This is a genomic window from Streptomyces sp. DSM 118878 (assembly GCF_052936595.1).
This window is the reverse complement of record NZ_CP193622.1, coordinates 3,738,304-3,764,941: the sequence shown is the minus strand read 5'-3', so window position 1 is coordinate 3,764,941 and position 26,638 is coordinate 3,738,304. Positions and strand designations below refer to the sequence as shown.

Here is a 26,638-nt window from a genome sequence, read left to right as displayed (position 1 = left end):
CCGGAGCGGTACGAGCGCGCAAGCCCTGTGGACAAGAGGGGCGAGTGCAATGTCAGACTAGGAGTAAATATGACCGTTTTGCGGTATTGCGCCGTGCCGGGCTCCGGAGTGTTGTCCACAGGCTGCGGTTCGAGATCAGCGGGCGCGACGGAAATCTGGGCATGATGTGAGTCGGACCACACCCGATCCATGCGGGAGGCAGCGGTGAGGACAGCGACACTGGGACCGGCGGAGCGTGCCGAGTCACTGGCGGCGATGGCCGACCGGGAGCTGGACATCCTGGTAGTAGGCGCAGGCGTGGTCGGTGCCGGCACGGCGCTGGACGCCGTGACCCGCGGCCTGTCCACCGGACTGGTCGAGTCCAGGGACTGGGCTTCGGGCACATCCAGCAGATCGAGCAAGCTGATCCACGGCGGGCTGCGCTATCTGGAGATGCTCGACTTCGCGCTGGTGCGCGAGGCCCTGAAGGAGCGCGGGCTGCTCCTGGAGCGGCTCGCCCCGCATCTGGTGAAGCCCGTTCCGTTCCTCTACCCCTTGCAGCACAAGGGCTGGGAGCGGTTGTACGCCGGATCGGGCGTCGCGCTCTACGACGCCATGTCGATGTCACGCGGACACGGCCGCGGTCTGCCCGTGCACCGCCATCTGACGCGGCGCCACGCCCTGCGCGTGGCCCCGTGCCTGAAGAAGGACGCCCTGGTCGGCGCGATGCAGTACTACGACGCGCAGATGGACGACGCCCGCTATGTGGCCACCCTGGTGCGCACCGCGGCGGCGTATGGCGCGAAGGCCGCCAACCGCGCCAAGGTCACCGGCTTCCTGCGCGAGGGCGAGCGCGTGGTCGGCGCCCGGGTGCAGGACGTCGAAGGCGGCGGGGAGTACGAGGTCCGCGCCAAGCAGGTGGTGAACGCCACCGGCGTGTGGACGGACGACACCCAGGCGATGGTCGGCGAGCGTGGCCAGTTCCACGTGCGGGCGTCCAAGGGCATCCATCTGGTCGTACCGAAGGACCGGATCAACTCCACGACGGGCCTGATCCTGCGGACCGAGAAGAGCGTCCTCTTCGTCATCCCGTGGGGCCGGCACTGGATCGTGGGCACGACCGACACCGACTGGGACCTCGACAAGGCGCACCCGGCCGCGTCCAGCGCCGACATCGACTATCTCCTGGAGCACGTGAACTCGGTGCTCGCGAGGCCGCTCTCCCGCGACGACGTCCAGGGGGTGTACGCGGGACTGAGGCCCCTGCTCGCCGGGGAGTCGGACGCCACGAGCAAGCTCTCCAGGGAGCACACGGTCGCCCACCCCGCGCCCGGCCTGGTGGTCATCGCGGGCGGCAAATACACGACGTACCGCGTGATGGCCAAGGACGCCGTCGACGAGGCCGTGCACGGCCTCGACCAGCGCGTCGCCGACTGCGTCACGGAGGACATCCCCCTGGTGGGCGCCGAGGGATACCGGGCGCTGTGGAACGCACGGGCGAGGATCGCGGTCCGGACGGGCCTTCATGTGGTGCGCGTGGAACACCTGTTGAACCGGTACGGCGCACTGGCCGAGGAAGTGCTGGAACTGGTCACCGCGGACCCCGCCCTGGGCGCGCCGCTCCAGGCGGCGGACGACTATCTGCGGGCCGAGGTGGTCTATGCCGCCTCCCACGAGGGCGCCCGGCACCTGGACGACGTGCTGACACGCCGGACACGCATCTCCATCGAGACGTTCGACCGGGGCACGCGCAGCGCCCGGGAGTGCGCCGAGCTGATGGCTCCCGTCCTCGGCTGGGACAAGGACCAGATCGAGCGGGAGGTCCAGCACTACGAGAAGCGGGTGGAGGCCGAGCGGGAGTCGCAGCGCCAGCCCGACGACCTGACGGCGGACGCGGCGAGGCTGGGGGCGCCGGACATCGTGCCCCTCGGCTGACGCGGCGGACGCGGCTGACGCGGCCTGGATGCGGCGGACGTGGCTGTTGCGACCGAGGTGGGACCGCTTGTCCGTATTGGGCACGGTATATGACGAGGCGTCGGCTGACGCGAGCGACCGGGGAGGCCACGGCTTCGGGCGTGGCGACCTCGGCCGCAAGGGTCTACCGGGCTTGCTGTGAGGGCTGTTGGGCGCAGGGCCGCGGCCTGGGCCTTGCCTCGGCCGATGAGCGGCGGAAGAGTGGCCTCCGTGGCCGGCGCCGCGGGTTCCGGGTGCCCGGCGGGCAGACCGATCAGGTCCGCCGCGAGGAGGATCGGCCGCCGGCAGCCCGCTGTTGGCGCGTTGGTCCCGCCCCGCGCACGGTCCCTCATGGGGGTCGGTGGACCCTGGGCGCCGGGCGGTCCCCGAGTAGGGGACAATGAAGGCTCTGTCAGGGCGGGTTGCGCGGGTAGCAGCGGTAGCAGCAGAGGGGACGCATGTCGGACGCGGAGCAGACGGGTGAGGCCCGTCGGGACAAGAGCGAACGTCTCCTCGCCGGCCGGTACCGGCTGGGAGAGGTGCTCGGCCGCGGCGGCATGGGCACGGTGTGGCGCGCCAAGGACGAGACGCTGGGCCGTACGGTCGCGGTGAAGGAACTGCGGTTCCCCTCCAGCATCGACGAGGAGGAGAAGCGGCGGCTCATCACGCGTACGTTGCGTGAGGCGAAGGCGATCGCGCGCATCCGCAACACCAGCGCCGTGACGGTCTACGACGTCGTCGACGAGGACGACCGGCCGTGGATCGTGATGGAGCTGGTGGAGGGCAAGTCCCTCGCCGAGGTCATCCGCGAGGACGGAGTGCTCACGCCGAGGCGGGCGGCCGAGGTCGGTCTCGCCGTGCTCGACGTGCTGCGGTCCGCGCACCGCGAGGGCATCCTGCACCGCGACGTGAAGCCGTCGAACGTGCTGATCGCCGAGGACGGCCGGGTGGTCCTCACGGACTTCGGCATCGCGCAGGTCGAGGGCGACCCGTCGATCACGTCCACGGGCATGCTCGTCGGCGCGCCCTCGTACATCTCGCCCGAGCGCGCCCGCGGTCACAAGCCGGGCCCGGCGGCCGACCTCTGGTCACTGGGCGGCCTGCTGTACGCGGCGGTGGAGGGCGTGCCGCCCTACGACAAGGGTTCCGCCATCGCGACCCTCACCGCGGTGATGACCGAGGACGTGGAACAGCCCACGAACGCCGGGCCCTTGGAGAAGGTCATCTACGGCCTCCTCGTCAAGGACCCCGAGCAGCGGCTCGACGACGTGGGGGCGCGTGCGCTCCTGCGGGACGTCATCCACGCGCCGGAGACCAAGGCGGTGCCGGAGCCGGTCGAGGCCACGAAGGCGGTGCCGCTGCCGCCGGTCCCGAAGAGGCAGGCCAAGCCGGCCAAGCCGTCGAAGCAGGGCGGTCAGTCCAAGTCCGAGAAGAAGGCGGTCGCCGCTGCCGCCACCGGTGCGGCCGGCAGGTCCGGCAGCGGGGCCGGCCATGGTGCGGGCGGTACGGGTGCCGGGAGCACGCTCGGGGCCGCCGCCGTTCCGCCGCGGCCCGGAGCTTCGCCGAGGGTGCCGCCCAAGGCGTCGCTCACCGATGTGGTGCCGCGGCGGACGCTGGTGATAGTCACCGTGGTGGCCGTGCTCGCGGTGCTCGGCACGGTCCTCGCCTTCGCGCTCTCCGGCGGCGATGACAGCGGCTCCGGCAACGACAACAAGGGCAGCGACAAGGCCGCGTCCAGCGGGGCCAGTGCCGGGAACGACAAGAGCGACGACGAGAAGGACTCGGACAAGGCCACTGGTTCGGGCGGCGGCAAGGACCAGGCCCAGGGCGAGGACAAGAACAAGGACCAGGGCAAGGACGAGGACGAGGGCCAGGGGCATGACCCGGGCAAGGACGACGGCGACAAGCCCGCGGACGGCGCGGAGTCGACGTACAAGCACGACCAGGGCTTCAAGATCGGGCTGCCGAAGGGGTGGAAGTTCCAGTCCACGGGCCGCGCGGGCGCGCGGTTCAGCGGTCCCGACGGGCAGAAGCTGCTCATCGGGTGGACGACCACGCCCAAGGACAACCCGGTGAGCGACTGGAAGAACCAGGAGAACTACATGGTCCGGTCGCAGTATCACCGGATCCGCATCGAGAAGGTGGATTTCCGCGGCTGGAACACCGCTGACTGGGAGTTCACCTATGTGGACGGCGGGACCAAGTACCGGTCGGTGGACCGCGGCTTCGTCGTCAACGGCGGCCTGGGCTACGGACTGATGTACACGGCCAAGGCCGACGACTGGGGCAGTGACCAGCGGCGTTCCGCGTGGAAGACCTTTACCCGGACATTCCAGCCGAAGTCCTGAGCCGGACCGGCCATGGTCCCGGGCCGGCCATGGTCCCGGGCCGGGTCAGGCCGGGTCGGGCAGGGCCGGGACGCAAGCTTGGGCCTGAGATTTGGGCGCCGAGATCTCGTATCCCCTCATTGCGGTGCGGGTAGGGCACGTATCGTGAGTGCTTGCGGACCCTGCGCAGCCGCAATGAGCCGTAAGACGAACGGAATTGACCACCGGGCGGACGGGGAAGGCATCGTGGAGGACTACGCGGGTCGGGTGCTCGCCGACCGCTACCGCCTGCCGTTACCGCCCACGGATGAGTACGAACTGGCCGAGTCGCGGGCCTTTGACACGTACAGCGGGCAGGAAGTGCTGGTCAGGCAGGTTCCGTTGCCCGAGGTCGTCGAGGCGGAGGTCCTCGGCGAGGACGATCTGCCCGAGGGATTCGCGCCCCGGGCCGGAGCGGGAGCCGGTGGCGGCATGCGGCGGGCCTCGGCGCGGACGACGCGCAGGCCCACGGATCCCGCGGTGCGGCGCGCCATGGAGGCGGCGCAGACGGCCGCGCAGATACCTGATCATCCGCGGCTCGACCAGGTCTTCGACGTGTTCGCCGAGGACGGGTCGCTGTGGATAGTGAGCGAACTGGTGGCGGCGAGGCCGCTGGCCGCGCTCCTCGCGGACCGGCCCCTGAGCCCGTACCGGGCGGCCGAGGTCGCCGCGGACGTCCTCGCGGCGCTGCGCGTGCTGCACGCGCACGGCTGGGTGCACCGGAACATCACCACGCGTACGGTGCTGATCTGCGACGACGGCCGCGTGATGCTGACGGGCCTGGCGGCCGGGGCGGCCGAGGAGGCCCTGTGCGGGTACGACCCGCGGCCGGTGGAGGCCGGGGAGGCGGCCGGCTCCGCGGGCTCGGTAGGGAACGTGTCGGCGTACGAAGGGGCCTTCGAGCCGGGCCTGGACGGTGCCACCGAGTACGAGTCGGGGGAAGAGCCGCTGGAGCCCGCCCCGGAGGCGGGATTCGCGAGGACCACGGAGACCACGGAGGTCGCGGTGCGGCGGGCCGCCGAGGCGGCGGACACCGCTGGGGCGGCGTGGGGCGAGGCGCGGACCGCCCGTGCGGGGGCGGCCATCGCGGCGTACCGGGCGGGCACGCGGGCCGCGGCGCGCGTCGGCGACCAGGAGACCGGCGGAGCCGGGGGGCCGCAGCCGCGGAGTGGCCGCGGTGAGGCCGGGCAGGTCCGGTCGGCCGACCCCTCCGACCCCTCCGACCCCGCCGGGCACGACACGGACCCGGGGCCGCCCGGACGCATCACGGACCCGTACGGAGTGGCCGAGACGAAGCCGTGGCACGGCGCGGTGCCTCGCGGCAGCGCCCCGCAGGCCCCCACACCGCGGGCAGGCCGCGAGGCCGAGGGCCCGTACGCCCCGCGAGGCCCTCGCGAGGGCGGCGGCCCGTTCGCCCCGCAGGGCGCCGGTGAGAGCCGTGGCCTGCGCGAGGCCGGCGCCCCGGACACCCCCCGAAGCCCCGGCGAGGCCCGCGGCCCGTTCGCCCCGCGGAGCGGGCACGACGCCCGAAGCCCCCGCGAGGCCGGCACCACGCAGGCCCCGGAGCCCCCCGGCGAGGTCCAGCCCGTCCCCGCCCCCACCGGTGACTCCGGTGCGTGGGGAGACGATGGTGAGGCGCGGCGTGGGCCAGGTACTGCTTTGGACGCCGAGCGGGCCCGGCATGCGCGCATGGTGGTTGTCGGGGCCGTCACCGAGCGGTGGGCGCCCGAGCAGGCGGGCCCCGTGCACGAGAACTGGCAGCTCGCCGCGCCGATAGGACCGGCCACCGACCTGTGGGCCCTGGGCGCCCTCCTCTTCCGGGCCGTGCAGGGACACGCGCCCTACCCCGAGGACAGCACCGCCGAGCTGGTGCAGATGGTGTGCGCCGAGCCGCCCGCCTTCGCCGAGGAGTGCGGGCCGCTGCGGCCCGTGGTGGAGTCACTGCTGCGTCAGGACCCCACGGAACGCCTCGACTTCGAGGAGGTCAGCGGCTGGCTCCGCTCGCTCGTGCGGTCCGCGCCGGAGCCGGAGGCCGGGGCGCACGTCGTGCCGGTGCCGCCGTACGACGCCGGACGGCTGCCCGTCGTACGCCGCCGTGGCGAGGTCGTGCGCAAGCGCCGCGCGTCCGCTCCCGCCACCACCGGCGGGCACGGGCGGCACAAGCGCGGCCGGGGCAAGGCCGTGCGGGCGCCCAAGCCGCCGCGCGAGTCGCGGAAGCTGCGCGGGGCCCCGCGCCCCCACGAGGCCCCGCCCGCGCGTGAAGCCGCCCCCACGTCACGGGAGCGCGGCCCGTCGGGCCCGCGTTCGCTGGGGCGGCTGCTGCTGATCGCCATCCTGATCGGCCTGGTCGCGGCGATCGCGTACGCCATGCTGTTCATGCCCGAGAACGACGAGGGAGGCTCGGGCGACCGGGTCGGCTCCGCGGGCGAGGCCAGTTCGTCGGCCCCGCCGAGCCCGGACCCCAGCCACGAGGACACGGGCAAGGGCAAGCGCGAGGGCCGGGACGAAGACACGTCCGGCAAGAATTCCGGGTCGCAGAAGCCGCAGACCACCGGGCCCGAGCTGCCGCAGGGGTTCACACTCCGCAAGGACACCGAAGGGTTCCGCGTGGCCGTCGCGAGCGGCTGGGACCGGCAGGCCAAGAACGGCCGGGGCCAGATCCGTTACACCCACGCCGACTTCGAACTCCTCGTGGTGCCGGGACGCGACACGACCGACGGCTACGGCCGCGACCCCATGAAGTACCAGCGCGAGCACGAGCGCGAACTACAGCCGTTCCGCGACTCCTCCTGGGCCACCTCCAGCGGCATGCGGCGCGTGGACGTCGGCGGCCGGGCCATGGCCGAGGGCCAGTTCACGTGGCAGGACGACGCGGGTCGCGAGATCTACGTACGCAATCTCGCGATGGTCGTCGACGGCAGGTACCACGTGGTGCAGGTGCGGGGGCCGGAGGCGGAGCGGGACGAGGTGACGCGGCTCTACGAGCAGGCCTCGGCCACCTACCAGGTCGCCGACTGACCCTCAGAACACCACCGCGGCAGGCCGGACGGGCCTGTCCGAGTCCACCGCGGCAGGCCGTACGGCCCCGTCAAGACCCGCCCGGACATGACCGGCAAGCGTCACATTGAGGTCTACGTAACCCCCCTGCGGTTCCCTGCACGCGCCCCGCTCCTTAACCTGGGCCTGTCAAGACCATTGCGGGGGAACGTGAATCAGAGCCAGGGCCTGCTCCTCGCGGGCCGCTACCGACTCGGTGAGTCCATCGGCCGCGGTGGCATGGGACGGGTGTGGCGCGCGCAGGACGAGGTGCTGCACCGGACCGTCGCCGTCAAGGAACTGACGGCCGCGCAGTTCGTGCAGGAGGCCGACCGCGCGGTCCTTTTCGCGCGCACCCAGACGGAGGCGCGGGCCGCCGCCCGGATCAACCACCCCGCCGTCGTCACCGTCCACGACGTCATCCAGTACGACGACCGGCCGTGGATCGTCATGGAGCTGGTCGAGGGCTGTTCGCTGGCGGACGCCGTCAAGGACCAGGGCCGCGTCGAACCGGTCGAGGCCGCCCGTATCGGCCTGTGGACGCTGAGGGCGCTGCGGGCCGCGCACGCCGCCGGGGTGCTGCACCGCGACGTGAAGCCCGGCAACGTACTGCTCGCCGACGACCGCCGGATACTGCTCACCGACTTCGGCATCGCCGCGATCGAGGGCGACTCGACGATCACCCGCACCGGTGAGGTCGTGGGTTCGGTCGACTACCTGGCGCCCGAGCGGGTGAGCGGCGCCAACCCGGGGCCCGCGTCCGACCTGTGGGCGCTCGGGGCCACGCTGTACACGGCGGTCGAGGGGACGTCGCCGTTCCGGCGCACGTCGCCGCTCGGCACCATGCAGGCCGTGGTCACCGAGGAGCCGCCGCCGTCCGAGCACGCGGGTGTCCTGGCCCCGATCATCGAGGCGCTCCTGCGCAAGGACCCGGCGGCCAGGCCGACCGCCGAGGAGGCCGAGTCGATGCTGGCCGAGGCGGCGGAGGGACGGCGGCCGCATTCGGCGCAGGCGTACGTGCCGACGCAGGCGCACACCAGCCATCGGCATCCGGTCACCCCGTACGGCCAGACCACCCCGTACGGCTCGGTGGCCCCGCACGGCTCGACGCCCCCGCACGGCTCGATGGCCCCGCACTCCACCGGGGCCCCCACGGCGGTCCAGGGGGGCCAGGGGGGCCGCGGAGGCCACGACGTGCACGACACCCGCGGCCAGGGCTTCGTGCCGGCTCCGGCGAAGCCGCGCCGCCGCGGGTTCGCCGTCGCGGCCCTCGTGGTCGCGGCCGCCCTGCTCGGCGGCGCGGGAGTCCTCGGCTTCCTCCAGCTCACCGGGGACGAAGGGGGCCAGTCGCAGAGCTCCGGCGAGGACGCGGGGGAGTCCATGCGCGGCATACCCGCCGACTGGGTGCGCGTGCACGACCCCGACGGCTTCAGCCTCATGCTGCCCAAGGGGTGGCAGCGCCAGGTGAACGGTTCCCAGGTGGACTACACGCCGGACGACGGACGGCGCTTCCTGCGGATCGGTGTCGACAAGAACCCGCAGTTCGAGTCCCCGTACGCGCACCAGTTGAGCCTGGAGAAGAACCTGCGGAAGCTCACGGACTACCGGCGGCTGCATCTGGACTCCAACATGTTCCGCGACCAGCGGGGCGCGCTCTGGGACTTCAGCTGGACGGCGGGGGCGAACGACACCACCGCGGGGCCCCGGCGGGCCATCTCGCAGACCTATGTGAGCCGTGACGGCGTCGAGTACGCCATCTACCTCTCGGCCCCCGCCAAGGGCTGGGACAAGACCCGGCAGCAGTTCGACTCGATGCTCCGGGGCTGGCGGGAGGGCTGACCCGGGCCGCGAGTGCCCCGGCGTACCAGAGGGGCGCCCGGTGGCTGCGGCCGGAACCAGCCGCCCCGCGGCGAGACCCATTTCGTTCGTACACGTGTGGGGCATGATGGCCGCATGGGGAGCCTGGGAGACCACGCCGGCGCGGCCGGCGCCGGCGCGGGCAGAGCCGGCGGCGAGGGCGCCGACTCCATGGGGGGCGACGGCAACGCCCGCGTGATCGCGGGCCGGTACCGTCTGGACGCGCGGCTCGGCCGGGGCGGCATGGGCACGGTGTGGCGCGCCACGGACCTGCTGCTCGGCCGTCAGGTCGCCGTCAAGGAGCTGGACAGGGACGAGACGCTCTCGGACACCGAGGCCGCGCAGCAGCGTGAGCGCACCCTGCGGGAGGCCCGCGCGGTCGCCCAGTTGCGGCACCCGCACATCGTCGTCGTCCACGACGTCGTCGAGCACGGCGAGCAGCCCTACATCGTCATGGAGTTGATCGAGGGCGGATCGCTGGCCCGGCAGATCGGCCGGACCGGGCCGCTCGACGCGCAGGCCGTCGCCCGCATGGGCATCGACCTGCTCGGCGCCCTGAGCACCGCCCACGAGGCGGGCATCCTGCACCGCGACCTGAAGCCCGCCAACGTGCTCGTGGAGCGGGCAGGCGGCCGTGTCGTGCTCACGGACTTCGGGATCGCGCAGGTCAGCGGGGCGACGACGCTCACGGAAGTGGGGTCGTTCGTCGGCTCGCCGGAGTACACCGCGCCCGAGCGCATCGCGGGGGAGCGGACCGGGCCCGCCTCCGACCTCTGGTCGCTCGGCGCGCTGCTCGTCACCGCGCTCGCGGGCGAGTCGCCCTTCCGCAGGGACTCGATCGGCGGTGTCCTGCACGCCGTCATATACGAGGACATCCGGCCGCCGGAGCGCGCGGCACCGCTCCTCCCGGTCGTCACCGGCCTCCTGGAACGGGACCCGAGGCGGCGCCTGGACGCGGCGGGGGCGGAGCGGCTGCTCCAGGAGTACGTCGACACGGGGCGCATGTCCGCGCTGCCGCACGGCGGGAGGGGAGCGGGCCGTGAAGGCGCCGGACGTGGCCGCCTGGCGGATGCGCGCCGCGCGCTGCTGCCGAGGCGCGGCCGTGCCCTGGGCCCTCGGGGGCGCCAGAGACGGGCGGTGCTGATCACGGCCGCGGTGGTGGCGGCCGTGACCGGGGGCGCGGTCTCGGCCACCGCCCTGCTGCTCGGCAGGGACGGTGACGACGGCAAACCGGCCAGCACGGCGTCGCCCTCGCCCCCCGACGGCACCGCGAGCCCGAGCCCGAGCCCCACGGTCACCGTCACCAAGGAGACGCCCTCGTCCGGCGCCTCCACCCCGCAGGCGCCCGACGGCTACCGCCTGGCCGAGGACCCCGCGGGTTTCACGATCGCGGTGCCCCGCGGCTTCGTGCGCCAGAGCGACGGGGTCCGGATCTTCTACGCCTCGCCGAGCGGCACCTACCGCGTCGGCATCAAGGAGGCCGACCCGGAGCCGGGCGGTCCGCTCGCCGCCCAGCGCCGCGCCGACGACGAGGGGCCGCGCATCAACCCCGGCTACCGCAACGGAGAGGTCACCGAGACCACCCGCAACGGCCGCCCCGCGGCGCTCTGGGAGTTCATCTGGGACGACCCCGGCAAGGCGGGCGGCGAGCGGCAGACGTACGACCTGTGCTGGCGGGAGGGCGGCAAGATGTACGACGTGTGGGTCTCGGGGCCCGCGGAGGAGTCGGAGCAGGTGCGGAAGTACTTCGACACGGCTGTCGACACGTTCGTACGCCGGTAGCCGTCAGCAGCCTTGTCGTTGCCCGGCCGTGCATCACCCAGGTCACAAGTGTCCTGCTTGGCTGGAAACCGAGGTGTCGCACACGGTAGTGATGTGTGCATGAGTAACGACGGGGGATCCACGCATGGCCCGTACGACCCCACGACCTTCCGCCTTCAGCCGCCGCGACAGCAGCCCCCGCACGAGCCCCCACCCACCCAGGTGGTGCCGGAGCAGCAGGCCGCGGCCGACTCCGGCGCCGGGCGGCTGATCGCGGGCCGCTACCGGCTCCTCGCCAAGCTCGGGCACGGCGGCATGGGCACGGTGTGGCGCGCCAAGGACGAGACGGTCGACCGCGAGGTCGCGGTGAAGGAGCCGCGGCTCCCCGACCACCTGCCCGAGCGTGAACGCGCCAACGCGTTCGAGCGGATGCGCCGCGAGGCGCGCGCCGCGGCCCGCCTCGACCACCCGGCCGTGGTCAACGTCCATGACGTGGCGGTCGAGGACGGCCGGCCCTGGATCGTCATGGAGCTGGTGCACGGCCGCTCGCTCGGCGCCGCGCTCCAGGAGGGCACGCTGGGCGCCCGCGACGCCGCGCGCGTGGGCCTGGACGTCCTGAACGCCCTGGACGCCGCCCATCGGGCGGGCATCCTGCACCGCGACGTGAAGCCGGACAACGTGATGCTCGGCAACCACGACCGCGTCGTCCTCACCGACTTCGGTATCGCCCAGATCGAGGGCGAGACCAACCTGACGGACACCGGCGGCTTCGTCGGCTCGCCCGAGTTCATCGCCCCGGAGCGGGTGCTCGGCCAGCGCCCGGGACCGGCGTCCGACCTCTGGTCGCTCGGCGTCGTCCTGTACGCGGCGACCGAGGGCGTATCGCCCTTCCGCCGCAACAACACCCCCGCGACCCTCCAGTCCGTCCTGAACGCGACGCCCGCCGCGCCCGCGTCCGCGTCGGGCCCGCTCGCCGAGGCGATCAACCGCCTCCTGGCCAAGGACCCCGTCCAGCGGCCGAACGCCGCGCAGGTCCGCGCGCTCCTGGAGGAGGCGGTCAGGCCGCCGCAACCGCCGCCGCCGACACAGCACGTCACGGTCGTGGGCGGCGCCGACCAGGAGCGCGGCAAGGGGATCTTCCTAGGCCGCAAGGCGCTGGCCGTCGTCGCCGGTGTGGTCCTCGCGGCCGTGGCGGCCGGCGTGCTCGTGGCGCTGAACCCCTTCGGCGGCTCGGACGCGGAGGGCTGGGAGCGGCACGAGTCGAAGGAGCTGGCGGCGACCGTCGCCGTGCCGGAGGGGTACAAGAAGACCGAGGACGACAACAAGGAGCCGAAGAGCCACTGGGTCCAGTACACCGATCCGAGCGGCAGCGTCTGGATCAGCCTTGCCCTGGAGAAGAAGTCCGAGGACACCAGCGGCGAGATCGCCGAGACCGCCAACGCCGAGATGTGGGACGACAACGCCGACTTCAAGCAGTCCGGCAGCTCCGGCCTCGACATGGCCTCCGACCCCGCGCCCGTGAGCGACGGCAAGGAGACCACGTATCGGGGCCGCAAGGCCGCGGAGAACACGATCGTCTACTCCACCACCGACTCCCTGAACCCGCGTCCGCGCGAGCTGCGGATCCTGTACTACAAGACGGAGTCCGGCGACATGTACAAGCTGACGATCGGCTACCCGGGCAAGGGCGACTTCACCGGGCGCGGCCGTGAGGTCGCGGAGACCGCCGTCGCCGATCTGGAGCTCGACAAGCTCTGAGAAGCTCTGAGCGGCCGCCTCGGCGAGGTGGTAACGGCCTGATCAGCGGCTTTGTCGCCAGCAATTACTGGCGTCGTGTGAGTGACCCGTGAAGCCCGTTACCGATGGGTACCCAAAAGGCTCGGGTGGGCCTACTCTCACGAGCATGACGGACTCGCAGGCCACCGCAGCGCCCCTCGGTACGAACCCGACCGCCCCGGCTCCTGACGGCGCGCGCACCGCCGCCGACGTGGTCACGCCCGAGCTGATCGCCCAGCTCACACGTGACGTCATCGGCTCGGGGCGTACGGCCAACCACACGCCGCTCACCGGCGAGAAGCTGGCCGACCTGCCCGAGTCCACCCCCGACGACGTGGCCACCGCGTTCCAGCGGGCCCGCACCGCCCAGATCGCCTGGGCGCGGACCCCGGTCAGGCAGCGCGCCGCCGTCCTGCTCCGCTTCCACGACCTGGTGCTCCAGCGCCAGGCCGAGGTGCTCGACCTGATCCAGCTGGAGACCGGCAAGGCCCGCCTCCACGCCCACGAGGAGATCCAGGCCGTCGCGGTCGCCGCCCGGCACTACGGCCGCAAGGCCCCCTCGTACCTGAACCCCAAGCGGCACACAGGCGTCGTCCCGGTCCTGACCAAGGTCACCGAGAACCGCCAGCCGCGCGGCGTGGTCGGGCAGATAGCCCCGTGGAACTACCCGCTCGAACTGTCCATCGGCGACGCGCTCCCCGCCCTCGTCGCGGGCAACGCGCTCGTGATGAAGCCCGACACGGAGACCTGCCTCACCGCCCTGTGGGCCCGTGACCTGATCATCGAGGCAGGCCTGCCGGCCGAGGCCTTCCAGGTCGTGCTCGGCGAGGGCCCGGTCATCGGCCCCGAGGTCGTCAGGCACGCCGACTACGTCTCGTTCACCGGCTCCACGCGCACGGGCCGCGAGGTCGCGCAGGGCGCCGCCGCCCGCCTGGTCGGCGTATCGCTGGAGCTCGGCGGCAAGAACGCCATGCTGGTCCTCGACGACGCCGACGTGGGCAAGGCCGCGGCCGGCGCGGTGCGCGCCTGCTTCTCCTCCGCGGGCCAGCTCTGCATCTCCATCGAGCGGCTCTACGTCCACGAGTCCGTCGCCGACCGGTTCGTGGCGCGCTTCGCGGAGCGCACGAAGGCGATGCGGCTCGGCACGTCCCTCTCGTACGGCGCCGACATGGGCTCGCTCGTCGGCGAGCGGCAGTTGGAGACCGTCGTCCGGCACGTCGAGGAGGCCGTCGCGAAGGGGGCCACGCTCGTCGCGGGCGGCGTCGCGCGCCCGGACATCGGCCCCTACTTCTACGAGCCGACCATCCTGGACGGCGTAGAGGCGCCGATGGCGGTCTGCGGCGAGGAGACGTTCGGCCCGGTCGTCTCCATCTACCGTTTCACGGACGAGAACGAAGCGGTCGAGCTCGCCAACGCCACGCCGTACGGGCTCAACTCCTCGGTGTGGACGAAGGACGGCAGCCGGGGCCGCAAGCTCGCCGCCCGCCTGCGCACCGGCACGGTCAACGTCAACGAGGGCTACGGCCCCGCCTACGGCAGCGTGCAGTCCCCGATGGGCGGCATGAAGGACTCGGGCCTCGGCCGCAGGCACGGCTCCGAGGGCATCCTCAAGTACACCGAGGCGCAGACCGTCGCCCATCAGCGGCTGATGCCGCTCGCGCCCTCCTTCGGCATGGACGACGAGAAGTACACGGCGTTCATGAGCACCAGCCTGAAGGTCATGAAGGCCCTGCGGCTGCGCTAGGGCCCACGACCGACCCCGGCCGAAGCCTGACGTCTTCGTCAGTTCTCAACGAGGAGAGTCAATGTCACAGGAGAGCTCTGTCCCGAACCGGGCGGCCGACGACGCTTCGTACGACGGTGCGTCGCGCGACGGCGCTTCGTACGGCGACGGCTACGGTGATGACGGCTACGACTATGACGTCATCGTCGTGGGCAGCGGCTTCGGCGGTGCCGTGTCCGCGCTGCGCCTGACGGAGAAGGGCTACCGCGTCGGCGTCCTCGAAGCGGGCCGCCGCTTCACCCGCGAGTCCCTGCCCAAGAACTCCTGGGACCTCAAGAACTACCTCTGGGCCCCGGCCCTCGGCCTCTTCGGCATCCAGCGCATCCATCTGCTCGGCAACGTCATGGTCCTCGCCGGAGCGGGCGTCGGCGGCGGCTCACTGAACTACGCCAACACCCTCTACGTACCGCCCGCCGCGTTCTTCAACGACCCGCAGTGGAAGGACATCACCGACTGGCAGGCCGAGCTAGGCCCGTACTACGAGCAGGCCAAGCGCATGCTCGGGGTGCGCATCAACCCGACGACGACGCCCTCGGACGTCCACCTCAAGGCCACGGCCGAGGCGATGGGCGTCGGCGACAGCTTCCACATGGCGCCGGTAGGGGTGTTCTTCGGCGACGGCGCGGACGGGGACGGCACCTCGACCGCGCGGCCGGGCGCAGAGGTCCCCGACCCGTACTTCGGCGGCGCGGGCCCCGCCCGCAAGGCCTGCAACGAGTGCGGCGAGTGCATGACCGGCTGCCGGCACGGCGCGAAGAACACGCTCAACGAGAACTACCTCTACCTCGCGGAGAAGGCCGGCGCGGTGATCCACCCGATGACGTCGGTCGTCGCCGTCACCGAGGACTCGCGGGGCGGGTACGCGGTGTCGACGCTGCCCACGAACGACAAGCGCAAGGGCAAGGGCCGTACGTTCAAGGCCCGCGAGGTCGTCGTCGCCGCCGGTACGTACGGCACCCAGACGCTGCTCCACCGCATGAAGGACACCGGCCTGCTGCCCCGCCTCTCGCCACGGCTCGGCACGCTGACGCGCACCAACTCCGAGGCCCTGGTGGGCGCCCAGACCACCGACCGCCGCTACCGCAAGCGGCACGGCGCGCCCAAGGCCGACTTCACCAAGGGCGTGGCGATCACGTCGTCGATCCACCCGAACGCCACCACGCACATCGAGCCCGTCCGCTACGGCAAGAAGTCCAACGCGATGGGCAGCCTGACGGTGCTCCAGGTCCCGTACAGCTTCAAGGGCGGCAAGGCGCGGGTCGCCGGGTGGCTCGGCAACGTGGCCCGTCACCCGTGGCTGATGGCGCGCTCCCTCTCCAACCGGCGGTGGTCGGAGCGGACCATCATCGGGCTGGTCATGCAGTCGCTCGACAACTCCCTGACCACGTACCGCAAGGAGAAGGGCCTCGGCAAGGGCCTGCTGACCGCGCGGCAGGGCCACGGCGCGCCCAACCCCGACCAGATCCCCGAGGCCACGCGCGCGGCCACCATCCTCTCCGAGGAGATCAACGGCTTCCCCGGATCGAACATCGGCGAGCTCATGGGCACCCCGCTGACCGCCCACTTCCTCGGCGGCTGCCCCATCGGCGACTCGCCGGACACCGGCGTCATCGACCCCTACCACCGGCTCTACGGCCACCCCGGCATCTCGGTGGTCGACGGGGCGGCGGTCTCCGCGAACCTCGGCGTGAACCCGTCCCTGACGATCACCGCGCAGGCCGAGCGGGCCATGTCCTTCTGGCCCAACAAGGGCGCCGAGGACCCGCGACCCGCGCAGGGCCGGCGGTACGCGCGCCTCGCGGCGGTCGAACCGAAGAGCCCGGCCGTCCCCGCGGACGCCTTCGGCGCGCTGAAGCTGCCGTTCCTGGGGATGCCGACGGTGCCGCCCAAGAAGTAACCGACCGGCTCCGCGTCCACGTCCTCGGATAGTCCAGGTCCTCGGATACGCGGAAGGACCTGCGGATACACGTAAGGACCTGCGCCCCCCTCCGAGCGCAGGTCCTTCCGCGTGATCGTGGGCCGCTGTTACGCGGCGGTGTCGGTCTTGCGGCGACGGACGACGAACAGCGCGCCCGCACCGACGGCGACGGCGGCGCCGCCGACGAGACCGATGGTCGGCAGCATCGAGCTGGAGCCGGTCTCGGCGAGGCTGCCGGTCACGGGGAGCTCCTTGGCGCCGCCCTGGGGCACCTTGACGTCCGACGGCTTGACGTCGGGCTTCGGGGTGGGCTTGCCCGGGTTCTCGTTGGGGGTGCCGGGCTTGAGGATCGTCAGCGGGTAGTACGCGAACGAGTTGTGCACGCAGTTCGCCTCGCTGTCGACGTAGCCGCCGAGGCCGATCGCGTAGCCCTCACCGGTCGGGGCCTTGGCGCTGACGTTGAGGCGCAGCTTGACCGTGGCCTTGTCCTTGGGGCCGAGCTCGGGGGTGACACCGAAGGCGAGGCCGCCGTTCAGGTCACCGTCGATCGACGCCCAGGCATCGGTCTCCGAGTCCCAGTACTGGAGGTCGGCGTAGGTGCTCAGCCAGTCCTTCTCGGAGTCGCTGTCCGAGAACTTGTCCACGGCGGCGATCCAGTTCACCTCGCCGAGCGTCTTGTTCGTCGGGTTGGCGGCGGTCAGCTTGAACGCGTGCCAGCCGCTGCCCGCGACGATCTTGCCCGGCAGGCCCGTGAGCTTGATCCGGAGGTCCGAGCCCGCGTCCACGCCGTCGTCGTCGACGGGGCAGTCCACCGGCTCCTCGGTGGGCTCGTCGGTGGGCTCATCAGTGGGCTCGTCGGTGGCCGTGGGTTCGGTGGTCGGCTTGCCCGTCTTGGTCGGCTCGCCCGTCTTGCTGGGCGTCTGGCTGGGCGTCTGGGAGGGCGTCTGGGAGGGCTCGTTCGTCTTGGGCGGGGCATCCGTCGTGGACTTGGAGGGATCCGGCGTCCCCGTGGGCTTCTTGGCCGGATCGTCCGTCGTGGACTGCGAGGGGTCAGGCGTCTCGGCGGCCGCGAGCGGCGTCTGCGTGGTGGTGTCCCCGGTCGCGAAGGCGGCCGGAGCCGAGAGGAGCGCGATCGGGGCCAGAGCAGCCGTGGCCGCTGCTGCTGCCATGGCACGGCGAAGCTTCATGAAGACCTCAGGAAGTCCGGCGCACTGCCTGGGCGGCAGCACGGAGGTGGAGGCCTCCGCGGTGTGGACGCGGGTGTGGCCGTAGTTACTGCATGCATGACCTGCGATGGCTGTGAATGGTTGTCCCTGAATTCACATAATCCTTATGTGGCATGGATCACATTGCTTGTGCGGCCGCGAAGGGGTGCCGTAGAACTGCCACCGCCCTGAGGGGTGATGGGGGCAACCGACGGGTCTCACGGAGAAGGGGAGGGGACGGCGTGGCCATACCCGACGAGGTGTGGGAGAGGTTCGAGAACGACAGCGAGCGTGACATCCGTTCGTCGGCACCGAAGGAGCCGTCCGCGCGCGCCCGCATGGTGGCCGAACGGCTTCGGCGGCTCGACGAGGAGGCGGCCCGGCAGGAGGCCGCGCGGGCCGGGCGGTTCCGCCGCCGGCGCGCGAAGCGGGACGCCGAGCCCACGCGCTGGCGTCCCGACGACTGGCGCGCGGCGCCGACGGGCCCGGCCCGGGGAGGCCGCTCCGAGCGCTCGCGGCGGAGCCGCCAGGTGTGGAGCGTGGTGATCGTCTTCGGCGGCATGGCCCTGGCGATCGTGCTGCTCAGCCCGCTGCGGTTCTGGATCTGGGGCTGGTGAGCGGCGGGGCGCAGCACGGCGTACGGGGTACGGGGTACGGGGTACGAGGTACGGCGTACGGGTTTGATGGAACCGGTGGATCCGGTGGATCCGATGGAACCGGTGGTGATCTTCCTCCGTCGTAGGAGTGGTGCGCGTTCGTCAGGCGCAGGATGCCGGGGGAGAAGTCCGTGAAGTCAGTTGTGTCGCGTGCCGTGGTGGCCGTCTCGGTCGTCGCCGTTCTCGGTTCGACCGCCGCCTGCGGTGGGAGCGGGGGCGGGAGTGGGGCCGGGGACGGGCGAGGTGAGGGCGGCCCGGACGGCGGCGGGGGCGGTCGTGGTGGCGGCAGGCCGAGCGCGAGCGCGGCTCCCTCGCAGGGCCCCGGCGCACGGCTGGAGAGGGCGGCTCTCGCGGCGGGCGACATCAAGGGGTACGAGGTCGAGGAGCCGAAGGCTTCCGGCGGCGCCGCGAAGCCCACCGCCGCCCCCGACCCGCAGGCGTCCCCCGCGAAGTGCGCCCCGCTCGCCGCCCCGCTCGCCGCAGTTCCACAGAAGCCGAAGGCCCAGGTCGACAGAGTCGTGACCAGCGTGGACGACAAGGACCACACCACGACCGACGTCCGGCTCTCCGCCTACGCGGCAGCCGATGCCGAGCGCGTCATGGCGGACCTGCGCGAGGCGACGAAGGCGAAGCGGTGCGCCACCTTCCGCGTCGGCGGCCACCGCTACTTCGGCGTGCACCCGCTGCCCGCGCCGGACAAGGGCGACGCGTCGGTCTCGTACGCGTACGCGCACCGCGTGGGCGAGTTCGTGACCCGGGAGACCGTCACGGTCGTACGCAGCGGAGGCACGATCGCGACCTTTGCGGCATCGAACCTCTACAACCCCCAGGGTGTCCAGGACGACCGGCAGGCCGAGCGGGACGGCATGGAAGGCGGCGGCACACCCACTGCCGACGAGAACCCGAAGGTGGCGGCCGTGATCGTCGACGCGCAGCTCGCCAAGGTCTGACAAGTCCTAACTCACATGGGTGTAGTACAACCTTTTCGACGGTTTCCGATCGTTACGCAAATCACTGGCAAAGTCGGCGTGTCAGCCGCTTTTATTCGCTTCGGGCGGGGGGCCTGCAACCCGCAGGATGCGAACTGAAGGCGAGAAGAACGTGAAGTCAACTGTGTCCCGGGCCATCGTGGCCACTACGGTCACGGTCACGCTGGGGCTGACCGCGGCGTGCGGCGGCGACTCCGGCGACTCCGGTGACGGCAAGAAGCCGTCGGAACCGGCCAAGTCGTCCCAGCAGAAGGAGGACCCCAAGCCGGAGCCGGCGGAGAAGGAGTCGCTCTCCTCCGCCGACCTGGAGAAGGCCGTGCTCGCCAACGGCGACCTCAAGGGATACAAGGTCGAGAAGCTCTCCGCGGCGGACATGCCCGAGCAGACCGTGCCCGCCGACCCGGCCGACTGCCAGCCGTTCGCCGACATGTTCATGTTCGCCGGCGCCCCGGCGGCCGAGGCCCGCGTCGGCCGCACCATGACCGGCCCGGACGAGCTGGACGCCACGGTCATCTCGCTCGCCCTGCTCGCGCACGAACAGGCCGACGCCGAGAAGGTCATGGACGGACTCCGTACCGCCACGAAGAAGTGCAAGGCCTACGAGCACGCCGGCTCCAAGTACAGCGACGTCGGCGCCCTGACCGCCCCGAAGCTGGGCGACGAGGCCGTCTCGTACAAGGTCGTGGGCCTCATCGAGGACCAGAAGACGCCGATGAGCTTCACCGTCGTGCGCAGCGGCTCGACGCTCGCCGCCTTCTACTCGATCAACCTGCTCAAGCCGGAGAAGTTCGGCGTACCCGAGAAGGCCGTCGAGGCGCAGGTCGCGAAGCTCGAAAAGCTGTAGCCGCCGGAAGCCACGGCTGCGGTGCGTTGCACTGCGTCGTGTTGCGCTGCGGTGCGTTGCACTGCGTCGTGTTGCGCTGCGACGCACTGGGTTGCGCTGTGGGTGGCAGAGCGGAGGGCCCCGCGGGACGGATCCGCGGGGCCCTCCGCTGTCAGCACCGACGTCAGGGCAGCGTCGGTGCCGCGGGGCGGCGCCGGGGGAATTGCGCCGCTGGTCCGTGCGCGGAGTGTTTGACGCGCGGTGCACTGCGCGAGGTGGCCGACGGTGGCCGCCCCGGCGCACTAGGGGCGCACGCGTGGTCTCGACCATTGGCAATGAAGATGTGGACGGAGGCCGTCAGGCTCTCCTCGTACGCATCGTGCTCGATGGCCGACGGGGGGCGCAACCGTTCCGACCGCTTCTGTTCGACCGTTTCTCCCGGGAAACGGGGCGGAGGCCGGCCGACCCCGGGCGTCCCCGGAGCCGACCGTTCTCATGGGTGACCGGGCTGCTGTCCCCTGCCGTCCGGTCACGTCACTGAAGCGAGGTCCCACGGCGTACGGACACGATCCGTGCGCCTCATCGCTCCAGCGGAGCCACGCGTGGTTCTTGCGGGCCCGCCCCTGGCTGACACGGACACCGGGACCAACGAAGCCCGCCCGGAACCGGTCACGCGCCGTACGGGTGAGAGCCGATCCGAATTCAGGTTGACGCCGCTCTGCCGGCGGGGGCCGGTGGGGCGATCAGACGCGGCCCCGGCTCAGCTCCAGGAGCGTCATCGCGAGCGCGGTGCCGGGCTTGCCGAGCGCGTCGCTGTAGTGACCGAGGATCTCCATCTCGCGCGAGAGGTTCACGCGGCGCCCTCCCGAGGTGATGCGGGCCTCCTGGATGACGGCCGAGACGGCCATCCGTTCCTGGACCAGACCGATGATGCGGTCGTCGAGCGCGTCGATCCGCTCCCGAGCGTTCTCGATCGTGCCGACGGCCTCGGGCGTACGCGCGCCGGTCCTGTCGGCAGCGGCCTCACCGGAGGTGACTGGACTGGTCGTGCCGGCGGAGGCGGAGGCGGTCGTGGCGGAGGCGGTCGTGGCGGTGACAGGCGCGGCGGCGGTGGTGGCGATGGCGGCGGTGGTGGCGACGGCGGTGGTGGCGGCGACGGCGGTGGTCGTGGTCATCGGAGGCTCCTCGGGGGTTCGGTTCGGCCGGAGAGCCCCGGAGCGGCAAGGTCCGGATACGACGAAGCGCCCCGGGCCTTGTCGGCCCGGGGCGCCCGGTAAGTCGCTTGTCAGGTGATCAAGCAGCTCGACCATGGCAGCCGGCAGGCCGGTTGCCATAGGTAAAGAGGAAGTCGTAGCGCTTGGTCACGGAGTCAGTATGCCCCCACCGTCCCGCGCGGGGTCAAACGGCCCCGCGCGGGCGGCCCGGATACTGAGACACCCGCGCCGCCCGCCGCCCCCCTCCGCAAGCCCCGCTGCCCTGATCGACGTCTCTTGTCGCCACCGGTGGCCTCTTGTCGCCGTCCGGTGGCACCTTCTGGCGCGAGGGCCGTCGGATGCGACGAGGGTGCTCCCGTAGAGCCCGGTAGAATCGACAAAACAGCCCCTCTGCTCACGCACTGAGCCTCTCGCTCACCGCTCAACGCCGGAAGGCCGCCGCCGTGCCATCAGCGCCCCCCGCTGCCGCCGCTCCCGACACCGTTCTGGTCGTCGACTTCGGAGCGCAGTATGCCCAGCTCATCGCCCGTCGAGTCCGTGAGGCGCGGGTCTACAGCGAGGTCGTGCCGAGCACGATGCCTGTCGCCGAGATGCTCGCCAAGAAGCCCGCGGCGATAATCCTCTCCGGCGGCCCCTCCTCGGTGTACGCGGAGCACGCGCCCACCGTCGACCGCTCCCTCTTCGAGGCCGGCGTCCCCGTCTTCGGCATGTGCTACGGCTTCCAGCTCATGGCGACCACCCTCGGCGGCACGGTCGACAACACCGGCGCGCGTGAGTACGGCCGTACGCCGCTCGCCGTCTCCAAGGGCGACTCCACCCTCTTCGAGGGCACCCCGACCGACCAGTCCGTGTGGATGTCGCACGGCGACGCGTGCAGCGCCGCGCCCGAGGGCTTCACGGTCACCGCGTCCACGGACGTCGTACCCGTCGCGGCCTTCGAGGACGACGAGAAGAAGCTGTACGGCGTGCAGTACCACCCCGAGGTGATGCACTCCACGCACGGCCAGCAGGTCCTCGAGCACTTCCTCTACCGCGGCGCCGGCCTCAAGCCCGACTGGACGACCGGCAACGTCATCGACGAGCAGGTCGCCGCCATCCGCGAGCAGGTCGGCACCAAGCGCGCCATCTGCGGCCTCTCCGGCGGCGTGGACTCCGCCGTCGCCGCCGCGCTCGTACAGAAGGCCATCGGCTCGCAGCTCACCTGCGTGTACGTCGACCACGGGCTGATGCGCAAGGGCGAGACCGAGCAGGTCGAGAAGGACTTCGTCGCCGCGACCGGCGTCAAGCTCAAGGTCGTCGACGCCGCCGAGCGGTTCCTGAACGCCCTCGCCGGGGTCTCCGACCCCGAGGAGAAGCGGAAGATCATCGGGCGTGAGTTCATCCGTGTCTTCGAACAGGCCCAGGCGGAGATCATCGCCGAGGCACCGGGCGACCAGCCCGTGGAGTTCCTCGTCCAGGGCACGCTCTACCCCGACGTGGTCGAGTCCGGCGGCGGCTCCGGCACCGCGAACATCAAGTCCCACCACAACGTGGGCGGCCTTCCCGAGGACCTTGAGTTCCAGCTCATCGAGCCGCTTCGCAAGCTGTTCAAGGACGAGGTCCGGATGGTCGGCGCCGAGCTCGGCCTGCCGGACGAAATCGTCCAGCGCCAGCCGTTCCCCGGCCCCGGCCTCGGCATCCGCATCGTGGGTGACGTCACCAAGGAGCGCCTGGACCTCCTCCGCGAGGCCGACGCCATCGCCCGCGAGGAACTGACGGCAGCCGGTCTCGACCGGGAGATCTGGCAGTGCCCGGTCGTCCTGCTCGCCGACGTCCGCAGCGTCGGCGTCCAGGGCGACGGCCGCACCTACGGCCACCCGATCGTGCTGCGCCCCGTCTCGTCCGAGGACGCCATGACGGCCGACTGGACCCGCATGCCCTACGAGGTCCTCGCGAAGATCTCGACGCGCATCACCAACGAGGTCGCCGACGTGAACCGCGTCGTGCTCGACGTGACCTCGAAGCCGCCGGGGACCATCGAGTGGGAGTGACCTCCCTCCTGCCGTGAACGGTGCCGTCCGCCTCCCGCGAGGTGGGCGGCACCGTTCTTTCGCGTCACCCGGCCGGTCGGCGGGACCGGCAGGGCCTCTCAGGTGCGTCGCGTCGTCCGCAGCGGAGAACCCGGCTTCCACACCTGCACCGCGAGGTACTTCCCGTCCTCGATGTGCGTACGGACCACCTCCGTCAGCTCGGCACGGAAGAGATGGAACTCGTCCGGGTCCGGCGGGTGCACCGTGTCGGCATAGCGCGCGATGACCTGGGGGTCCCGCACCTCGACCGCACGGCCCGCGACCCGGACGTCCCCGTCGGCCATCTCCGGGTCGGAACCCAGGTTCGCCTGGAGCGCGAACCGCGGATCGCGGCGCAGGTCCAGCGCCTTGAGGGAGCCCGGCATCATGCCGAGCCACAACTCGCCGTGCAGAAAACGCACTTCGAGCCCCGTCGTGCGCGGCGAACCGTCCTTGCGGAGTGTGGCGAGGGTGTGATGGACGAACGCGCCGAAGCGACTCTCGACCGTCGCCGCGAACTCCGGCTCCGCCGCGACGAAGGCCCCCCAGTCGGCCGGCTCCACTGTGTGAGCTGTGTGCGCTGCGTCTGGTGTGTCTGGTGTGTGCGCCGTGTCCGGTGTGTGCGCTGCGGCGGCTTGCGGCTGCGGCTGCGGCTGTGTCGGCTGCGGCGGCTGTGTCGGCTGTGTCGGCGTCTTTCGCGTCGAGTCTTTCCGGTTGAACGACATACGCCGAGTCTCCCGCCGATACCCGACACCCTGCGTCGTCTTTGGACGCCGGGAATCCTTGCTCATCGCCGCTCTGTTCACCTGCACTTACCATCGGTACCTTCCGCCTCGTACAGCCAGAGACGGAGGACACATGCAGGCGCCCACACCCATACCCGTCGAGCGGTTGCAGTTCGCGATGCCGCCCGTGCACGACTCCGTCGAGGACGAACGGCGGCACCGCAAGGAGCGGCTCGCCGGGGCGCTGCGGATCTTCGGGCGGCTCGGGTACGAGGACGGGGTCTCCGGGCACATCACCGCCCGGGACCCGGAGCACAGGGACTGCTTTTGGGTGAACCCGTTCGGTATGCCCTTCAAGCACATCACCGTCGGCGACCTCGTCCTCGCCAACGCCGACGGGCAGGTCGTCGAGGGGCGCCACCACGTCAACCAGGCCGCCTTCACCGTGCATGCCCAGGCCCACCTCGCGCGGCCCGACATCGTCGCCGTCGCGCACTGCCACTCCCTGCACGGCCGCGCGCTCTCCACGCTCGGCGAACTCCTTGCCCCCATCACGCAGGAAGCCTGCGCCTTCTACGAGAGCCACGCGCTGTACGACGGCTACACGGGAGTCGTCGTGGACGCCGAGGAAGGGCGCAGCATCGCGACCGCGCTCGGCGGCCACAAGGCGGTGATCCTGCGCAACCACGGCTTGCTCACCGTGGGGGACTCCGTCGACGCCGCGGCCTGGTGGTTCATCTCTTTGGAGCGCTCCTGCCAGGTGCAGCTCAGTGCGCGGGCCGCGGGCCGCCCGGTGCTCATCGGCCACAAACGGGCGGTGCAGACCCGAGAGCAGCTCGGCAGCGATCTGGTCGCGTGGATCAACTACCAGTCCCTGTGGCAGGACATCAGCCGCAGTGAGCCCGACCTGCTGGCCTGACCCCGCGGCCGGCCGACCTGCCCCCGCCGTCAATGCCACGCTCGCCCCTTCACCCCCGCTGACCTGATCCGTGGGGTGCGGACACCCCTCAGTGCGGCACAATTCCCTTGTTTCGCGCAGAAGTTCATAAGCGGCCAGAAGGGCCGCGAGGGTGGGGAAGGCGGTGTACGCGGTGGCGGTGCAGGAAGCGAGACAGGGCGCGCACGGAGGCGGCTGCACGTGCGGCGGCTGCCCGCACGGAGCACGCGAGGGACACCGGCTGGCCGTGGCCGCGTTCCTCGCCAAGCGTGACGAACTGGCGGCCGGCGAAGGCCTGCCCGCGGCCGTCGCCCACTCGGCGGGCGCTTCCCGGCAGTGGGTGTCGGACGAGCTGACACAGTCCGCGCGGGACGTCACCGAACGCGGCAGGGCCGAGGGCGAGGCCTGGCTGCGGCGCCTGTGGACGCGCACCCTTGGCGTCGTCTGGGGAGCCTTCGCTGTCCTCCTCCTGGTCCAGACGCTCACCGCGATCGGCACAGGCTGGACCGCCGCGCGCACGGCCGGACTCATCGCCGCCCTGCTGGTGGGCGGGCTGCTCACCGGCGCGGCATACGTCCACCGGCAGCGCGGCGGCGTCCTCGCACCGGTGATCGGCGAGGACAACCGGCTCTCCACCTCGCGTGCGGTAGCCGCCTGCTGGGTGCTCCTCGTCGTCTTCGCGGTGCTTGTCCTCGCGGGCCGGCTGGCCGTGGCTTCGGGGCACGGTGAGCGGGACGAGGTGATCGCCGGGCTCGGGCTGGAAAGGGCCGCCGCGATGGTGGCCGTCCTCGCCGTGGTGTGCGGGGTCGCCGTCCTCGTACGCAGGGTCGTCGGCCTGCGGGTCCTCGGCCAGCGGCTGCAGAAGGTGCGCGCCGACCGGCCGCGGGCCGCCGATCCGCTCACCGACGACGCGGGCCGCGGCAGCTTCACCGATACGCAGTACGTCCTGGTCAGCGCCGTCGCCGTGGTCTTCGCCGCCGTACGCCTCGCGCGTCGGCCCGACCAGCTGCCCGATCTGCCCTGGGGGCTCGGGCTACTCGTCCTCGTGTCGGCCGCGACGTATCTGGCGGGGAAGTACTCCGAGGGCGGCCGTCCTGTGATCCTCTCCGTGGTGCGGTCCCGTGAGGCCGGTGACCTCGACGCCCCGATCCGCACGGGCGACGACATCGAGATCCGCGGCGCCGGCTTCGTGCCTCCCGGCGCGGGGGACGCGGACCGGCTGGCCCGCATGGTCGTCCGCATCGGCGCGGTCCACGTCCATGTGCCCCTCGTGCCCGTGTCGGGCGGCTTCACCAACCCGACGGACGCCACGCTGACCGTGCCCGTCCCCGTCGACGTCGAGCCCGGCCGCGTCGACGTCCAGGTCATCACGGCCGCGGGTATCGAGACGAACCGCGTCACGATCGACGTCACGGACTGAACCACCCGGCCCACTCGACCCACCCGGCCCACCCGGCCCGCGCGATCCGCGCGATTCGATCGGCCTGTTCGGCCTGTTCGGCCCGCCCGGCCCGCTCGACTCAGCCATCGGCCGACTCCCCTCGGCTGAAGCATCACAGGTCCCTCCCCTCAAGTTTTCGATAGATGTCGTGCAAGACTCCGCGCAAGATGT

17 protein-coding genes are annotated in these 26,638 nt (G+C 71.8%); 14 read left to right on the top strand and 3 right to left on the bottom strand.

The annotated features are described in order from the left end of the window. Positions 1-204: 204 nt before the first annotated feature. The 8 genes from ACRAKF_RS16475 (at position 205) to ACRAKF_RS16440 (ending at position 16,408) form a co-directional block, all read left to right on the top strand. Positions 205-1,914 (top strand): glycerol-3-phosphate dehydrogenase/oxidase, encoded by a 1,710-nt coding sequence (locus tag ACRAKF_RS16475; protein WP_447037934.1) that lies wholly within the window; start codon positions 205-207, stop codon positions 1,912-1,914. A 476-nt stretch (positions 1,915-2,390) separates the two neighbouring features. Next, positions 2,391-4,280: a protein kinase domain-containing protein gene (locus ACRAKF_RS16470; RefSeq protein ID WP_447037933.1), complete on the top strand. Its 1,890-nt coding sequence runs from the start codon at positions 2,391-2,393 to the stop codon at positions 4,278-4,280. 174 nt (positions 4,281-4,454) lie between these two features. Beyond that, positions 4,455-7,316 (top strand): protein kinase domain-containing protein, encoded by a 2,862-nt coding sequence (locus ACRAKF_RS16465; RefSeq protein ID WP_447037931.1) that lies wholly within the window; start codon positions 4,455-4,457, stop codon positions 7,314-7,316. Between the two features lie 258 nt (positions 7,317-7,574). Next, positions 7,575-9,173: a serine/threonine-protein kinase gene (locus ACRAKF_RS16460; RefSeq protein WP_447042019.1), complete on the top strand. Its 1,599-nt coding sequence runs from the start codon at positions 7,575-7,577 to the stop codon at positions 9,171-9,173. 189 nt (positions 9,174-9,362) lie between these two features. After that, the gene (locus ACRAKF_RS16455) at positions 9,363-10,973 is read left to right on the top strand and encodes a protein kinase domain-containing protein (RefSeq protein WP_447042017.1); all 1,611 of its coding nucleotides are present in this window, start codon (positions 9,363-9,365) and stop codon (positions 10,971-10,973) included. Positions 10,974-11,072: 99 nt separating this feature from the next. Beyond that, the gene (locus ACRAKF_RS16450) at positions 11,073-12,710 is read left to right on the top strand and encodes a serine/threonine-protein kinase (protein ID WP_447037929.1); all 1,638 of its coding nucleotides are present in this window, start codon (positions 11,073-11,075) and stop codon (positions 12,708-12,710) included. A 145-nt stretch (positions 12,711-12,855) separates the two neighbouring features. Beyond that, on the top strand, positions 12,856-14,472 hold the full coding sequence (locus ACRAKF_RS16445; protein ID WP_447037928.1) for a succinic semialdehyde dehydrogenase: 1,617 nt from the start codon (positions 12,856-12,858) through the stop codon (positions 14,470-14,472). Between the two features lie 61 nt (positions 14,473-14,533). Next, complete coding sequence (locus tag ACRAKF_RS16440) at positions 14,534-16,408, top strand: GMC oxidoreductase (RefSeq protein ID WP_447037927.1); 1,875 nt, start codon at positions 14,534-14,536, stop codon at positions 16,406-16,408. Between the two features lie 128 nt (positions 16,409-16,536). Here the strand turns inward: ACRAKF_RS16440 and ACRAKF_RS16435 are convergent, their stop codons facing one another. Then, positions 16,537-17,598 (bottom strand): LAETG motif-containing sortase-dependent surface protein, encoded by a 1,062-nt coding sequence (locus ACRAKF_RS16435; protein WP_447037926.1) that lies wholly within the window; start codon positions 17,596-17,598, stop codon positions 16,537-16,539. A 278-nt stretch (positions 17,599-17,876) separates the two neighbouring features. Between ACRAKF_RS16435 and ACRAKF_RS16430 the strand changes: the two genes are divergently transcribed. The 3 genes from ACRAKF_RS16430 (at position 17,877) to ACRAKF_RS16420 (ending at position 20,123) form a co-directional block, all read left to right on the top strand. Further along, positions 17,877-18,251 carry a hypothetical protein gene (locus ACRAKF_RS16430; RefSeq protein WP_447037925.1) on the top strand — a complete coding sequence of 125 codons (375 nt, stop codon included), beginning with the start codon at positions 17,877-17,879 and terminating at the stop codon, positions 18,249-18,251. Between the two features lie 170 nt (positions 18,252-18,421). Then, positions 18,422-19,240 (top strand): hypothetical protein, encoded by an 819-nt coding sequence (locus ACRAKF_RS16425; RefSeq protein ID WP_447037924.1) that lies wholly within the window; start codon positions 18,422-18,424, stop codon positions 19,238-19,240. Positions 19,241-19,391: 151 nt separating this feature from the next. Further along, on the top strand, positions 19,392-20,123 hold the full coding sequence (locus ACRAKF_RS16420; protein ID WP_447037923.1) for a hypothetical protein: 732 nt from the start codon (positions 19,392-19,394) through the stop codon (positions 20,121-20,123). Between the two features lie 722 nt (positions 20,124-20,845). Here the strand turns inward: ACRAKF_RS16420 and ACRAKF_RS16415 are convergent. Next, on the bottom strand, positions 20,846-21,223 hold the full coding sequence (locus ACRAKF_RS16415; protein WP_447042015.1) for a chorismate mutase: 378 nt from the start codon (positions 21,221-21,223) through the stop codon (positions 20,846-20,848). Positions 21,224-21,759: 536 nt separating this feature from the next. Here ACRAKF_RS16415 and guaA point away from each other — a divergent pair. Further along, complete coding sequence (gene guaA / locus ACRAKF_RS16410) at positions 21,760-23,346, top strand: glutamine-hydrolyzing GMP synthase (RefSeq protein WP_447037922.1); 1,587 nt, start codon at positions 21,760-21,762, stop codon at positions 23,344-23,346. A gap of 98 nt (positions 23,347-23,444) precedes the next feature. Here the strand turns inward: guaA and ACRAKF_RS16405 are convergent, their stop codons facing one another. Beyond that, positions 23,445-23,927 carry a pyridoxamine 5'-phosphate oxidase family protein gene (locus tag ACRAKF_RS16405; protein WP_447037921.1) on the bottom strand — a complete coding sequence of 161 codons (483 nt, stop codon included), beginning with the start codon at positions 23,925-23,927 and terminating at the stop codon, positions 23,445-23,447. Between the two features lie 295 nt (positions 23,928-24,222). Here ACRAKF_RS16405 and ACRAKF_RS16400 point away from each other — a divergent pair, with 295 nt between their 5' ends. Both ACRAKF_RS16400 and ACRAKF_RS16395 read left to right on the top strand, forming a co-directional pair. Beyond that, the gene (locus tag ACRAKF_RS16400; protein WP_447037920.1) at positions 24,223-25,008 is read left to right on the top strand and encodes a class II aldolase/adducin family protein; all 786 of its coding nucleotides are present in this window, start codon (positions 24,223-24,225) and stop codon (positions 25,006-25,008) included. 172 nt (positions 25,009-25,180) lie between these two features. Next, a complete protein-coding gene (locus ACRAKF_RS16395) occupies positions 25,181-26,446 on the top strand; it encodes a hypothetical protein (RefSeq protein WP_447042014.1) in 1,266 nt (421 codons plus the stop codon). Positions 26,447-26,638: the final 192 nt, after the last annotated feature.